Raw genomic sequence first — 14270 nt, 5'->3', positions numbered from 1 at the left:
AGCGTATTCTGAAGAGTGCGCTTTTTTTGTATAAGATTTTCTCTTTGTAAGAACACGTCAGTTGGGGGCTTCATGCTTCAGAGTTTCAGGGATAACACCCAGAGCATCGTTATCAAAATAGTCATTGGATTTATTATTATTACCTTTGCACTCTTTGGAGTGGATTCCTTGATTGGTTTGGTGGGGCAGCCTGCAGCTCCTGTAACGATAAACGGGGTGGATATCAGTGATCGCCAGATACAGGAAGGTATTGACTTACAGCGTCGCCAGTTGATGGCGCAAATGGGAGAGAATGCCGATCCGAGTCTCCTTGATGATAACCTGCTGCGAGGCGCCGTGGTCGGTAATTTGATTGAAGAAGAAGTGGTAAGGCAGGCTGCCGAGGAGCAAGGGTTGATCATCTCTGATCAATATTTGGATGCAGCTATCCTTGCTACACGCGAGTTCCAGGTTGACGGTCGTTTTGACCGAAACCAGTTCGAAGCAATGTTGCGTAACGTCGGTATGACTCCGATGATGTACCGCGACTATTTGCGTAAGGAAAATACGGTTGGCCAAGGTAGAAGTGCAATTGTTTCGTCAGCTTTTGTTTTGCCAAGTGAGGTCGAACGAGTTGCAAGTCTGGACCGGCAGGTGCGTGACTTCAGTTATCTTGAAATTGATGTGGAATCTGTTCTTGACTCCGTCATTGTTGATGATGAAGCCATTCGTGCTTATTACGATAGCAATAAGGCTCAATTCAAATCAGAAGAACAAGTTTCTGTTGATTATGTTGAATTAAATAAACAAATTATTGCCGAGACTATTGAGGTGGATGAAGCCGAGTTGCAGTCTCAATATGAAACTCTGGTTCAAACCTTTGAGAGCGAAGAGGCTCGTGAAGCTGCGCATATTCTGGTTACGGTCGATGATCAGCGTACGGAAGAAGAAGCGCTGAAGTTGGCGTTGGAGTTGATGAAGCAGATTGATGACGGCAAAGATTTTGCCGAAGTGGCCCAAGAAAATTCAGACGATCCTGGATCTGCTGCCGAAGGTGGGAATCTGGGGGTTGTAGAGAAAGGAGTCATGGTTCCTGAGTTTGAAGAGGCCTTGTTTTCCTTGGAAAAAGGACAGATATCTGAGCCTGTAAGAACTGATTTTGGCTATCATCTGATTAAACTGACGAATATTGAAACAATGTCTGCTCCTGCTTTTGATGAGGTCAGAGAGCAGTTGGCACGAGAGCAGAGGCTGCAAAAAGCTGAGTCATTATTTGTGGCCAAGTCTGAAGAATTGGATGATCTTCGCTTCTCTGCATCGGATCTACTGGAAGCATCAGAGGTTCTGGGGCTTGATATTACAAGCACGGATTTCTTCGGTCGTGATGGCGGGGCTTCCGCACTGGAACAGGCCCCCAGATTTTTAGCCGCCGCTTTTTCTGAGGATGTGCTGAATAATGGCGAAAATAGTGAGTTGATTGAATTGGACGCGGATCGTATTCTGGTGCTTCATTTGAAAGAGCACAAACCCGCGCGAATTCAGGAGTTTGAGGAAGTAAAAGACCAGATTGAAGTTGATTTGAAGCGTCAGTTGGCCACTGAGAAAGTAACTGCAAAGGCCGCCGAATTGGTAGCTAAAGCGAAGTCTTCCGGGCTTGAGTCAGTCGAAGAAGACTATAGCTGGAAAAAATACCAGGCTCAGGGGCGTGCTGCGGAATCAGTAGCAAGAGAGGTGATTACAGAAGTGTTTAAGATGCCTCAGCCATCTGAGGGTGAGATTTCGTATAAAGTGATCACTCTTGATAGTGGCAGCGCAGCCGTGCTGGCGCTGGAAGCAGTTGGTGCTGCTGAAGATACGCTGGACGATACCCAACGTAAGGGATTGGAAGGCTTTTTGGCGAACCGGCTTGGTCAGACTGAATATCGTGATCTTGTTGAAAACCTGAAGGCTAAAGCTGATATTGAACAGCTTTAGTTGTTTGATTTTAGGGCTTTGTGAAGTTGTTTTTTTTAGTTGAAGAATAGCTTCCTGATACATGCATTAATAAAAGGGGGGCCTCCCCCTTTTTTTATGTCAATAGGATTCTAATGACACTGATTTTAGGTATTGATCCTGGTTCTCGAATAACCGGTTATGGGGTGATCAATACAGTTGGCAGCAGTACTGAGTATATTGCTAGCGGGTGCATTCGCATTAAGGGTGATCACTTGCCTGATCGCTTGCAGCAGGTGTTTGAAGGCGTGCTTGAAGTCATAAAGCTATATTGCCCTCAAGAAATGGCCATTGAGCAGGTTTTTATGGCTAGAAATGCTGACTCAGCATTGAAGCTCGGGCAGGCAAGAGGGGCTGCAATTGTTGCTGGGGTGTCACAAAAATTACCGGTAGCAGAGTATGCGGCAAGAGCGGTGAAGCAGGCGGTTGTCGGGAATGGGGGAGCCGATAAGGTTCAGGTCCAGCACATGGTCCGGTCATTACTCCGGCTGCCGGGGCTGCCTCAGGCTGATGCTGCTGATGCGTTGGCGATTGCACTTTGTCATGCCAATACCAGACAGGGGCTTATTAATCTTACGGGCGCGACCAGAAACGGCAATAGGCGCCTGAGATAGACAACGCTTCTACACAGGCGGCTGCCGGTTTGTGATTCCCTTTCTTTTTAGAGGTAAGGTTAGTAATGATTGGACGTATACGTGGTGAGTTGCTGGAAAAGCAACCTCCATTACTGGTGGTGGATGTTCAGGGTGTAGGGTACGAAATAGAGGCGCCCATGAGCACATTTTATCGATTGCCCGAGCTTGGAAAGGCGGTCGATTTATATACTCACTTTGTGGTGCGTGAAGACGCGCAATTGTTGTATGGCTTTCATAGTCGTCAAGAGCGCACGCTGTTCAGAACGTTGATTAAAGTTAATGGTGTCGGGCCAAAACTGGGGCTGACAATTCTTTCAGGAATTGACGCAGATGAGTTTGCTCGTTGCGTCTCTAACGACGATAGCGCGGCCCTTGTTCGTTTGCCCGGCGTGGGCAAAAAAACGGCAGAGCGGCTGATTGTAGAGATGCGGGACAAGCTTAAAGACTGGATGCCTAAGGATGCGTCATTTGCATTAACTGCAGTTGATGACGATTCTGCACCTCTGCATAGCTTGGATAGTGGCCAGGAAGAGGCGGAAAGTGCGCTTATCGCTTTAGGCTACAAGCCCGTTCAGGCGACCAAAGCGGTTGCCCAGGCGGTTAAATCTCTGGGCCGGGTAAAAGCGGAAGAGTTGATACGTCATGCGCTAAAAGGGATGCTGTAAGAGTGTTGTTTGAGGCTTTATGTCTGTTGTTCTGGCGCTGTAAAGAAACAAGGCATAAAGGTTCCGTCCAAAGATATTAAGTAGTGTTGTTGTTTCGGAACCACTTGGAAGTATGATTGGGGTCTGAACTGGAGTCGGTAGTGAGATTTTTATGTTAGAAGAGGATCGTTTCATTGCTCCATCCCCTGCTACGCGGGTCGAGGAAGTGCAGGACAGGGCTATCCGCCCAAAGGTATTGTCAGATTATGTTGGGCAGCAAGTAGTCCGCGAGCAGATGGACATTTTCATCCAGGCTGCTAAAAACCGGAAAGAGGCTCTTGATCATACGTTGATATTTGGTCCTCCTGGTTTAGGCAAAACCACCCTTGCTCACATAATCGCCAATGAAATGAACGTCGATCTCAAAACCACATCGGGTCCGGTGATGGAAAAGGCCGGGGATTTAGCGGCAATGCTCACCAATCTGGAAGCTGGAGATGTTCTTTTCATTGACGAAATTCATCGATTAAACCCGGCCGTTGAGGAGGTCCTTTATCCGGCAATGGAAGATTATCAGCTTGATATTATGATAGGTGAAGGCCCCGCTGCCAGATCCATTAAGCTGGATTTACCGCCTTTTACGCTTGTAGGTGCCACCACTCGGGCTGGGTTGCTAACTTCGCCCCTGAGAGACCGGTTTGGTATTGTGCAGCGTCTGGAGTTTTATAATGTTGAAGATTTAACCAGCATTGTGCAGCGCTCAGCGGAACTTTCTTCTGTCAGAATAGATCAGACTGGAGCACGAGAAGTGGCGAAACGATCTCGCGGGACTCCTCGTATCGCCAATCGTCTTCTTCGCAGAAGTCGTGATTTCGCAGAAGTTCGAGGCGATGGTGTTATTACCGGTGCGATGGCTGACCAGGCTCTGGATATGCTCAATGTGGATAGCTGTGGATTTGATCATATGGATCGCAGGCTGTTGATGGCTATGATTGAAAAGTTCGATGGTGGTCCGGTCGGAGTGGATAGCCTGGCTGCGGCTATTTCTGAAGAGCGTGATACGATCGAAGATGTGCTGGAGCCCTATCTTATTCAACAGGGCTATATTATGCGAACCCCGCGGGGGCGTACTTTAACGAATCTTGCCTATGATCATTTTGGTATGGGTGGTAAGGTTTCCGGGACTGACAGGTCTCAGAAATCAGACGGATAGATGGAACACTTATTCCCGCTTCGAGTATATATGGAAGACACTGATACAGGTGGGATTGTCTATTATGTCAACTATCTGAAATTCATGGAGCGTGCCCGTACTGAGTTGCTGCGGGAATTGGGTTTTGAGCAAGCCTCGTTAAAAAGTTGCGGGCTTATATTTGTTGTTCACAGTGCAACTTGTAAATATTTGCAACCAAGTTACCTGGATGATGAACTTCAGGTGGAAACGGTGATCGAAGCTCTTTCACCGGTGGCCATATCGTTTGAACAGAGGGTTCGGCGGATAGGTGACCGGCAGGTTACCTGTTTTGCGCAAGTGAAGATTGCTTCTGTCAATGCGGACACGATTAAACCAGTGAGATTGCCAAAACCCTTGAAGAAAGCGTTAGAATCTTATCTGAAAAAATAGGCGATAGCTTGCCAGCAAGCTGAATTAACAGAACATAATTTGGAAAAGGAATACTCTCCGTGGTTGAAAAAATGTCTCTCTGGAGTCTGGTTGTAAACGCCAGTCTGGTAGTGCAGTTAGTCATGTTGAGCCTGCTTGCTGCTTCAATTTTGTCCTGGGTGATGATTCTTCAGCGACGCAAATTTATAGCCTCTGCAAAGCGAAGTCTGGTTTTGTTTGAAGAACGGTTTTGGTCCGGGGTTGATCTAAGTCAGCTATTTCGTGAAGTTAACGTTAATCCAAACCCTAACTGTGCGCTGGAGAATATATTTCGTTCTGGAATTAAGGAGTTTACTCGCTTAAGGCAACAAACAGATGCTGATCCTGAAGCAGTAATGGAAGGGGTTCAGCGTGCGATGAGGGTTGCTTTGGCGCGTGAAGAGGAAAAACTGGATACACATCTGGCGTTTCTTGCGACCGTGGGTTCCACCAGCCCTTATGTTGGTTTGTTTGGAACAGTCTGGGGAATTATGAACTCCTTCAGGGGGTTAGCAAATGTTCATCAGGCCACTTTGGCCAGTGTGGCTCCCGGAATATCAGAAGCGCTGATAGCCACCGCCATTGGACTATTTGCTGCGATCCCTGCTGTTATTGCCTATAACCGCTTTTCTTCCCGTGTTGAATCCTTGATGAGTAGCTATGAGACCTTTGCAGAGGAGTTTTCCAGTATTCTGCATCGTCGTGTACACGCCTGATTTGATAAAAGCCGAATTTGAACTTGTCGCTTAGTAGAGTCTGAATGCCAATGATTCGTCGTCGTAAGAATCGCCGCAAATTGAATGCAGAAATCAATGTTGTCCCCTATATCGATGTAATGATGGTTTTGTTGGTGATTTTTATGATTACTGCGCCCATGCTGACTCAGGGGGTTGATGTTGAGTTGCCTAAAGTAGGCGCTGAACCCGTGGATAATCGTGATCAAGAGCCGTTAATCGTTTCGGTCACCGCTAGCGGTGAATATTTTATTGATGTCGGTGGTGATCCTAAGCAAGCTGTTTCTCTGGATGATGTCGGAAGTCGAGTTTCGAAAATATTAAACACTAACCCGCAGAAGCTGGTGTTAGTGCGCGGCGATAAAAGTGTCAATTATGAGCGGGTTGTGGAGCTTATGGTGGTGTTGCGTCAGTCTGGCGCTCCAAGTGTTGGTTTGGTTACGGAATAGGGGGCGGAATTGGCTGAAATGCGCTCCTATATAGTACCTGCTGTGCTTGCTGTCAGTATGCATGGCGTGCTCATATATATGGCTTCGACAACCTGGTTTGAGCGAGAACGTACTCATCCAGTGCAAGCGTTCCAGCACGTCAAGGCAGAGTTGATCGATCTTAAAGCGGCGAATGCCGCTAAAGAGAAAAAAGGTGAAGAGCTTAAGCGTAAGCAGGAAACAAAAAAAGCGGAGGCAAAACGTAAGGCTGAAAAGAAGCGTAAGGAAGATGCCAAACGAAAAGCCGAGCAAAAGAAAAAGCAGGAGGCTAAAGTTCGTCAGGACAAGCTGAATAAGCAGAAAGCAAAGGAAAAACAACTGGCGAAGGCGGCAGCCGAGAAGAAACAAAAAGCTGATGCGCAAAAGAAGGCTGATCAGCAGAAAGCTAAAGAAAAGCAAATAGCACTTGCTAAAAAGAAAGCAGAAGAGAAGAAGAAAGCAGAAGCAGAAAAACAGAAGAGGACTGCAGAAGAAAAAAAGAAAAAGCAGCAAGAGCTGGCAAAGCGTAAGGCAGCTGAAGAGCAGAAACGTAAACAGGCGGCCGAGCGCAAGCGGCAACAGGAAATATTAGCCCAGAAACAGCGTGAGGAGGCTCTTGCTCAGGCTGCGGCCAGAGAGGAGTCTGAAAGACTTGAAGCCGAGCGGCAGCGATTGGCAAATGAAGGGCAGATTGTGGAAAGTGCCCGATCGCTTATTGTGCGCGTGGTTTCTTCAAACTGGTCCAGGCCTCCGTCGGCCAGAAATGGCATGCAAGTTGAGGTAAAGATACGACTGTTACCTACGGGCGAGGTTGATGATGCATATATGTATAAAAGTAGTGGTGATGCGGCTTTTGATCGAAGTGCTGTAAATGCTGTTTGGAAGTCGGAGAGTTTTCCCGAGCTTCAGGGAATTGACCCCATAACATTTGATCGAAACCTTCGGGAATTTAACATGATTTTTAGACCAGAGGATCTACGTCTGTGATACGTCTACTGCAAACTTGGTTGTTCTGTAGCTTGCTATTGGTTTCAATACTGACGAGGGCTGAATTGACATTTGAGGTTACCCAGGGGGCCGATAACCCCGTGCCGGTAGCTGTGGTTCCTTTCGGTTGGGAAGGTATACAAGGGCTGCCCGTTGATGTGGCGGAGATTGTTAGTGATGATCTCTACAGAAGCGGCTTGTTTTCTTTAATGGAAAGAGAAAACATGTTGAGTTTCCCATCACAGGGAGGCGATGTGTATTTTCGGGATTGGCGACTGGGTGGGTTGGAATACTTACTTATCGGCAAAGTGCTTCCTGATCCTGCCTCTAATGGGTATCGGGTTGAGTACGAACTGTTTAACGTGATCGAAGAACAGCGTATAGCCGGAGGTTTTTTTGGTGGTGCGAAAAAAGATCTGCGGCGTTTGGCTCATCGGGTCAGTGATGTGGTGTATGAAAAGTTGACCGGAATTAAAGGGGCTTTTGCCACTGAGATAGTTTACGTTACAGCCAGCAAAGTCTCTAAGGATCGCTATAATTACCGGTTGCAAAAGGCTGATGCGGATGGGGCTAATGCGCAGACGATTCTTGAGTCCAGAGAGCCCATTCTTTCTCCTTCCTGGTCAAGAGATGGAAAAAATCTGGCTTATGTTTCCTTCGAAACCGGGCGGCCTTCAATATTTATTCAAAATGTGGCTACTGGCCAACGGCAACGAATTACTGCATTTAGAGGTTTGAATGGAGCGCCTGCATGGTCTCCCGATGGTAAGCGGTTGGCGATAACGCTTTCCAAGGATGGTAATCCAGAGATCTATATCATTGATATTGCGACCCGAAACCTCAGACGTCTGACACGCCATTATGGTATCGATACCGAGCCAAGCTGGTCCTCTGATGGAGGTTCTATCATATTTACTTCCAATCGTGGTGGTAAGCCCCAGATTTATAGTATCGATCTAAGCAATAACTGGATTGAGCGACTGACTTTTGAAGGGGACTATAACGCCCGTGGCGGATTGACCTATGATGGCCGTCATCTGGTTATGGTTCATCGCTCTAACGGGGTTTTTCACATTGCAGTTCAAGATCTTAAGACCGGTCGTCTGGATGTGCTTACAGAGACCTATTTAGATGAATCACCGAGTATTGCACCAAACGGCAGTATGGTCATTTACGCGACCCAGGATGGGACACGCGGTGTATTAGGAGCTGTTTCGATTGACGGAAGAGTTAGGTTTCGCTTGCCCGCGAAATTTGGCGATGTGCGCGAGCCTGCTTGGTCTCCGTACTTGCAATAATCTAATGATGGCAGTACCTTAGGGCGAAAATCAATTATTGAAGTCAGGAATGGCGATTTAGGAGCAAATAATGCGACTTGGAAATCTTAAAGCGATTGCTATCGCGGCGTCTGTAATCTGGGCAGCGGGTTGTAGTACCACCAGTCAGGACACCGATAGTGGTGATTCTATGGATCATACGCAGCAACAAACAGATGAGGGTTCTGCAACAAGCCAAGGGACTGACAGTTCCAGTATGACCCACGGACAGATGGATACTGATACTGGAATGACCAAAGCTGACGTGATGAGTTTAACCAGCGTCTTTTATTTTGATTTTGACCAGGCAGTAGTTAGGGCAGAGGCTTTTGCAGATCTTTCAGCCCACGCTAAGTTTCTGGTGGATAACCCGTCCCAGCTGGTTGTGCTGGAAGGGCATGCCGACGAGCGGGGTACCCGAGAGTACAATATGGCGCTGGGTGAGCGTCGCGCCAAGGCTATTAGTCGGTACCTGACAGTACAGGGTGTTTCCAACTCGCAAATTGAAATTGTCAGTTATGGCGAAGAGCGTCCAGCGGTCATTGGTCATAGTGAAGACGCTTGGGGTCAGAATCGTCGCGTTGAAATTAAATACTAAGCACCATTAAGATGATGAAAGCTGCAAAGGTACTGATTAGCGTTGTTATTGGTTTGCAGGGGTCGGCCCTGTGGGCTCAAAGTTCACTACCGGTACCTGTTGTTGACCGAAGTGGTAAACCTGCAGGTAATGGGGCGTTAACTGCAAATGCAGTAAACGCCGCAGGCCGTGTTCCGGCGCCAGTCGTGATTGCCCAAAGTGCCCAGCAATCCCAGGCGGCGGAGCTGCTTATATTGTTGGATCAGCTGCAACAGGAAGTTCAGTTTCTTCGGGGGAAGGTTGAAGAGCAAGCGCATCAGATGAAAAAGATGCGTACCAGCCAACGGGATCGGTATCGTGATCTGGATCGTCGTATCACGAATCTTACTCGTCAGTTGGCTGAGGTAAGTGCTGCTGGGAGGGGCTCTGTCACTGCTGCGCAGGTTACGCCTAAACAGAGTGTGCTCAACCAGCCTGCTTCTTCCGTGCCTGCCTCCCGTCCTTCTCCAGCTACATCAACCACGGTTCCAGGGTTGTCTGATCGGGAGGCTTATCAGCGGGCATTTGCGCTGGTCCGGCAGCGTTCTTACGCTAAGTCGCTGTTAGCCTTTGACGATTTTGTGAAACAGTATCCGTCTAGCCCGTTAGTGCCAAACGCAGTTTTCTGGACCGGTGAAGTTCATCGGGCGCAAACTGATTATACGGCAGCGGAAGCCGCTTATAAGCGGCTTATCGAGCGTTTTCCCAAGCATCAGAAGGCTGCTGACGCTTACTATAAACTAGGGTTAACCTATGACCTGATGGGAGATAGGCCCGGGGCAGCTGCTGCTATGAAAAAGGTGATTGAACTCTATCCTAATCAATCATCGGCTAAACTGGCTGATGATTACCTCAAGAAGAATCTGAACAACTGATCTTCGAACACACATTAGTTTGATCTGAGCCCTGTGCTCTATGCTTATATGTAGTGCTATCATCGGACGTGGTGGCGCTACTGATCGAGAAATTCCCTTCCGAGTATGTTCCAACATGTCAGATAAATTAAAAAAAGCTATTGTGCTGCTTTCCGGCGGCTTGGACTCTTCTACTGTATTGGCTATGGCGAATCGTCAGGGCTATCAGTGCTATGCATTGAGCTTCGATTATGGCCAGCGTTCTCTTGCAGAGTTGAATGCCGCAAGGGCCGTTGCTGGGCAGCAGGGTGTGATTGATCACAAAATTGTGCGATTGAGCCTTGAAGATATAGGCGGTTCCGCCCTCACCGATCGTAGTATTGATGTTCCTGAGTCAATTGAAGAAGGGGTACCTGTGACCTATGTGCCAGCCAGAAACACGGTTTTCCTTTCTCTGGCACTAGGCTGGGCCGAGGTTGTTGAGGCTCAGGCAATATTTATAGGCGTAAATGCAGTGGATTATTCCGGCTACCCTGACTGTCGTCCCGCATTTATAGAAGCTTTCCAGGCTCTTGCAAACGTAGCCACAAAGATAGGCGTTGATGGTGGCTGCATTAAGATTGAGACTCCGTTAATGACTCTGACCAAGGCTGAGATTATCCAGCAAGGTATCAACCATGGGCTTGACTATTCGTTAACTGTGTCTTGCTACCAGGCCGACGATGAAGGCAATGCCTGCGGTGTTTGTGACAGTTGTCGTCTTCGTAGCCAAGGTTTTGCCGATGCCGGAGTAGAGGATGTTACTCGCTATGTTTCACAAAAGCAGGGTTGATTTTCGTTGATACTTCGGTAGTATACGCAACCCGTTGGGGTCGTTAGCTCAGTTGGTAGAGCAGTTGGCTTTTAACCAATTGGTCGGGCGTTCGAGTCGCCCACGACCCACCAACAACTTAGTTTCATATTTTCAGTTTTTCTACCAGGGGTCGTTAGCTCAGTTGGTAGAGCAGTTGGCTTTTAACCAATTGGTCGGGCGTTCGAGTCGCCCACGACCCACCACTTTCCGCAGCCTGTTCGTGTCATCATGGATTGGTAATGTCGATGACCTACCTCCCCCTGAGTTTTCGAACCCGTTGCTCTGTTTAGGTGCCGGTCTATGGTATATTTAGATCGTCTAGAGCCCGTAAGTGATGACAAGGCAAAGTCTCCGCATTAACGTTTTACTGCCTAGGCTGGTAGTCATGTTGACAGCAAGCAACCGTGTTCAAAAGCTCATCTGTCAAATGGTTATTTTGTCCGAAGTAGTAATGATTAAAATACATGCTGACGAATACTATGTTGACTGAAAAACAAATTGAAGACCGGGTTATGGTCCAAGAGCATTTGGCTCATAACCATCAACGCACCGCACTGACTACAGAGCAGATTTCTTTTTATAAAGAGAAAATCAAGCGCCTGCTTATTGAGCAAAATGCCTGTATTGTGGCTCATTATTATACTGATCCTTTGTTGCAGGAACTGGCTGAGGAGACGGGGGGCTGTGTATCAGATTCTCTTGAAATGGCTCGATTCGGCAGAGATCATGCTGCGCAAACACTGTTGGTTGCAGGTGTGCGTTTTATGGGAGAAACCGCCAAAATTCTTAGTCCTGAGAAACGTGTTCTTATGCCGACTTTGGAGGCAACCTGTTCTCTGGATGTGGGCTGCCCTATTGAAGAGTTTTCTGCATTTTGTGATCGCTACCCCGATTATCAGGTGGTCGTTTATGCGAACACCTCTGCGGCGGTAAAAGCCCGTGCTGACTGGGTGGTTACATCCAGTTGTGCGTTGGATATCGTTGAATATCTGGTTGATGAAGGACAAAAAATCATTTGGGCGCCAGATAAGCATCTTGGGAGCTATATTGCCAAAGAGACAGGAGCTGATATGTTGATGTGGGATGGCTCATGTATCGTCCATGAAGAGTTTAAGGCGCAGGGGCTGAATGACTTGAAAAAAGTTTATCCGAACGCCGCCGTTCTGGTTCATCCTGAGTCACCTGCATCAATGATCGAAATGGCTGACAGCGTCGGCTCCACCAGTCAGCTCATAAGGGCTGCTCGTGAAATGCCTAATAAGGAATTTATTGTTGCGACGGATCGCGGGATTTTTTATAAGATGCAGCAGGCTGCTCCAGATAAAACGCTTATCGCAGCGCCCACTGGAGGAAATGGTGCGACCTGTCGTAGTTGTGCCAGCTGTCCTTGGATGGCGATGAACGAGCTTGAAAACATGGCTCATGTGCTGGAGACAGGAGAGCAGGAGGTGTTTGTTAATCCTCAGCTAGGCCAACAGGCTTTATTGCCCTTGCAACGGATGTTGGATTTTTCAGCTCAAATACAGCCGGCTGTCAGAGCTCGCGCCTAGTCTCCGGTGTTGAGCTTTATCTCCTGACCAGGGGGATCTACCTGGCGCTGATCGCCAGGTAGACTATGGCTAGAATTCCATGCTTTTCTTTATTTCATGCGTTTCTTTTAGTCGTTGTTCAAGTCGAACCCGATCGTTTTCACTTATATTGGGTAGCTTTAGCGCCAGTTTTAGATGGGATTCTGCCTTAGCAGTAGCGCCGATAAGCAGAAAGTATTCTGCTCTTGCCTGATGTACGCCTAGAATGTTGTCTGTTAATCCGTTGGCTTCGGCCAGTTCGTACCATAAATTAGTATTTTCAGGATAACTTCGCAGGTGTTTGCGTAATACTTCTACTGCAGCGTTGTTTTTCTGTTGGGCTCTTAGGCTGCGAATCAACAATACTGTCAGTGGGTGGTTTTGGGGATACAAGCTTAGCAGTTCTCTCAGTTCAGCTGATGCTTTTTCAGGCTTTCCTTCGGCTAACCATAATTCAGATTGCAATATCTTGTAGTACAGGTTTTCGGAATCCTTTTGCAGTAGCCAATCAATGGATGCCTGTGCTGCTTCGGGTTGTTCTGAGTTCAGTGCAGCAAAGGCTTTTGCATAATGGGCTGGTTCGCCAGGATTGTCTTTAAGAAGGTCTGTGAAATACTGATAAGTTGCATGTGTATCTTTGCTTAGTATTGTGCTGATTCGGCCGCGAATAAGCTGATAGCTTAAGCTGTCTATTTTACCTGTGCTCGGTAGTTGTGCTGCTCGTCCCTGGCTGTCGGCTATTCGTGATTCAGTAACCGGGTGCGTCAATAAAAATTCGGGGGCCTGTTCTCCAGCAAAGCGGAAGGATTTTTGCATTTGCATGAACATGTCTGGCATTGTTATCGGATTAAATCCTGACTCCATTAATACCTGCATACCAAGATTATCGGCCTCACGTTCATTTTGGCGACTGAATGCTAATCGTTGCTGTTGAAAAGCTGCCTGGCCAGACGCTATTGCTGCTATGGCTCCGTCTCCATCGCTGTTGGCGGCAAGTATTATCCCGCCAAGCATGGTTGCAAGTTGCAGAGGTAAGCTTTTTCGTTGTTGCTCTAACGAAGTGGCATAGTGCCTCTGGCTTAAATGAGACAGTTCGTGAGCGAGAACCGATGCAAATTGACCTTCAGTTTGAGCGTACTGGAACAGGCCAGCATGGATACCAACTATACCTCCCGGGACGGCAAACGCATTGAGTGTCGGGTTATTCAAAACGATTAGCGTAAGTCTCCGGTCAGGAAGGTCGCTGTTACTTGCCAGTTGATAAATAAGATCTTCAATATAGCTATAAACCAAAGGATCATTCAGTTGCCGGGCTTGAGCGCGCAACGCACGAGCCCAGGCCTTTCCAAGTTTGTGTTCTTCTTCCAGCGTTATTGTGCTGGATGTGGTATCGCCAATTACCGGTAATTCGGAAGCGTCCAGAGGTGTAGTCTGTATCAGCAACAGCGGGGCTGTCAGGAGTAGAGGGATTGCAAGTGATAACAGTTTGGTTTTCAAGTGGATCCTCAATTCTAAAGAAAGCAAAGACGAACATTTGATGAACGGTTATAGATTGTTCGGATTTCGTATATAGTCGCAGCTGTGAGCAATTAGTTCCATCATTTAGACAGTTTTGCGGCAATATACCTAGTTTAGTCGTATCTGTTTTATTCTAGGAGAATTTATGTACGACATTGATCAGGAGCTTGATGCAAGTGGCCTTAGTTGTCCGTTACCCTTGCTAAAAGCCAAATTGGCGTTAAATAAGCTGGAGCCGGGTCAAGTATTGAGAGTGGTTGCCACCGATTCAGGCTCTGTTCGTGATTTTCAAGCATTTACAGACCAATCTGGAGACGAGCTACTAGAGTCTACTGATAAGGCAGGCAGCTATACGTATATAATTCGCAAGAAGGGTGGATAGTTGATCCTGCATTATCACATTACAGGTTGTAGGTAGATTCAAAGCAAGTCGACTTAAATAGATTATTTGAGAAGGGATAGGCA

Annotated in this window: 15 protein-coding genes and 2 tRNA genes; 16 read left to right on the top strand and 1 reads right to left on the bottom strand. The window is 47.4% G+C overall.

Going from position 1 to position 14270, the window contains the following annotated elements:
* Positions 1 to 72 precede the first annotated feature (72 nt).
* From BGP75_RS05915 to nadA, 15 genes are all read left to right on the top strand, one after another.
* A complete protein-coding gene (locus BGP75_RS05915) occupies positions 73 to 1953 on the top strand; it encodes a SurA N-terminal domain-containing protein (protein ID WP_076716495.1) in 1881 nt (626 codons plus the stop codon).
* A gap of 113 nt (positions 1954 to 2066) precedes the next feature.
* Positions 2067 to 2585: a crossover junction endodeoxyribonuclease RuvC gene (gene ruvC, locus BGP75_RS05910; RefSeq protein ID WP_076716492.1), complete on the top strand. Its 519-nt coding sequence runs from the start codon at positions 2067 to 2069 to the stop codon at positions 2583 to 2585.
* A 65-nt stretch (positions 2586 to 2650) separates the two neighbouring features.
* Complete coding sequence (ruvA, locus tag BGP75_RS05905) at positions 2651 to 3271, top strand: Holliday junction branch migration protein RuvA (RefSeq protein WP_076716489.1); 621 nt, start codon at positions 2651 to 2653, stop codon at positions 3269 to 3271.
* A 151-nt stretch (positions 3272 to 3422) separates the two neighbouring features.
* Entirely contained in the window at positions 3423 to 4463 is a 1041-nt protein-coding gene (ruvB, locus tag BGP75_RS05900; protein ID WP_076716486.1) for a Holliday junction branch migration DNA helicase RuvB, read from the top strand.
* Positions 4464 to 4874, top strand: a complete 411-nt coding sequence (ybgC, locus tag BGP75_RS05895) for a tol-pal system-associated acyl-CoA thioesterase (protein WP_076716483.1) — start codon at positions 4464 to 4466, stop codon at positions 4872 to 4874.
* Positions 4875 to 4945: 71 nt separating this feature from the next.
* Positions 4946 to 5608, top strand: a complete 663-nt coding sequence (gene tolQ / locus BGP75_RS05890; protein WP_076716554.1) for a protein TolQ — start codon at positions 4946 to 4948, stop codon at positions 5606 to 5608.
* A 50-nt stretch (positions 5609 to 5658) separates the two neighbouring features.
* Positions 5659 to 6075, top strand: coding sequence for a protein TolR (gene tolR / locus BGP75_RS05885; protein WP_076716480.1), 417 nt, complete (start codon positions 5659 to 5661; stop codon positions 6073 to 6075).
* 18 nt (positions 6076 to 6093) lie between these two features.
* A complete protein-coding gene (tolA, locus tag BGP75_RS05880; RefSeq protein WP_076716551.1) occupies positions 6094 to 7080 on the top strand; it encodes a cell envelope integrity protein TolA in 987 nt (328 codons plus the stop codon).
* The gene (gene tolB / locus BGP75_RS05875) at positions 7077 to 8378 is read left to right on the top strand and encodes a Tol-Pal system beta propeller repeat protein TolB (RefSeq protein ID WP_083704647.1); all 1302 of its coding nucleotides are present in this window, start codon (positions 7077 to 7079) and stop codon (positions 8376 to 8378) included. The genes tolA and tolB overlap by 4 nt, the downstream gene beginning before the upstream one ends.
* A gap of 70 nt (positions 8379 to 8448) precedes the next feature.
* Positions 8449 to 8994, top strand: coding sequence for a peptidoglycan-associated lipoprotein Pal (pal, locus tag BGP75_RS05870; protein ID WP_076716478.1), 546 nt, complete (start codon positions 8449 to 8451; stop codon positions 8992 to 8994).
* 11 nt (positions 8995 to 9005) lie between these two features.
* Complete coding sequence (gene ybgF / locus BGP75_RS05865; RefSeq protein WP_076716475.1) at positions 9006 to 9887, top strand: tol-pal system protein YbgF; 882 nt, start codon at positions 9006 to 9008, stop codon at positions 9885 to 9887.
* A 115-nt stretch (positions 9888 to 10002) separates the two neighbouring features.
* On the top strand, positions 10003 to 10698 hold the full coding sequence (gene queC / locus BGP75_RS05860; RefSeq protein ID WP_076716472.1) for a 7-cyano-7-deazaguanine synthase QueC: 696 nt from the start codon (positions 10003 to 10005) through the stop codon (positions 10696 to 10698).
* Positions 10699 to 10735: 37 nt separating this feature from the next.
* A tRNA-Lys gene (locus BGP75_RS05855) sits at positions 10736 to 10811 on the top strand.
* Between the two features lie 35 nt (positions 10812 to 10846).
* Positions 10847 to 10922: transfer RNA gene (locus tag BGP75_RS05850), tRNA-Lys, on the top strand.
* A gap of 276 nt (positions 10923 to 11198) precedes the next feature.
* On the top strand, positions 11199 to 12269 hold the full coding sequence (nadA, locus tag BGP75_RS05845; RefSeq protein ID WP_076716469.1) for a quinolinate synthase NadA: 1071 nt from the start codon (positions 11199 to 11201) through the stop codon (positions 12267 to 12269).
* Between the two features lie 69 nt (positions 12270 to 12338).
* On the opposite strand, the gene BGP75_RS05840 is transcribed toward nadA, so the two are convergent.
* Positions 12339 to 13784, bottom strand: a complete 1446-nt coding sequence (locus tag BGP75_RS05840) for a M48 family metalloprotease (protein WP_158070067.1) — start codon at positions 13782 to 13784, stop codon at positions 12339 to 12341.
* 166 nt (positions 13785 to 13950) lie between these two features.
* Between BGP75_RS05840 and BGP75_RS05835 the strand changes: the two genes are divergently transcribed.
* Positions 13951 to 14187 carry a sulfurtransferase TusA family protein gene (locus tag BGP75_RS05835; protein WP_076716467.1) on the top strand — a complete coding sequence of 79 codons (237 nt, stop codon included), beginning with the start codon at positions 13951 to 13953 and terminating at the stop codon, positions 14185 to 14187.
* The last annotated feature ends 83 nt before the right edge of the window (positions 14188 to 14270 follow it).

The sequence above is a fragment of the Motiliproteus sp. MSK22-1 genome (assembly GCF_001968815.1).
Taxonomy (GTDB): Bacteria; Pseudomonadota; Gammaproteobacteria; order Pseudomonadales; family Balneatricaceae; genus Motiliproteus.
This window is presented reverse-complemented; position numbering and strand designations above follow the sequence as displayed.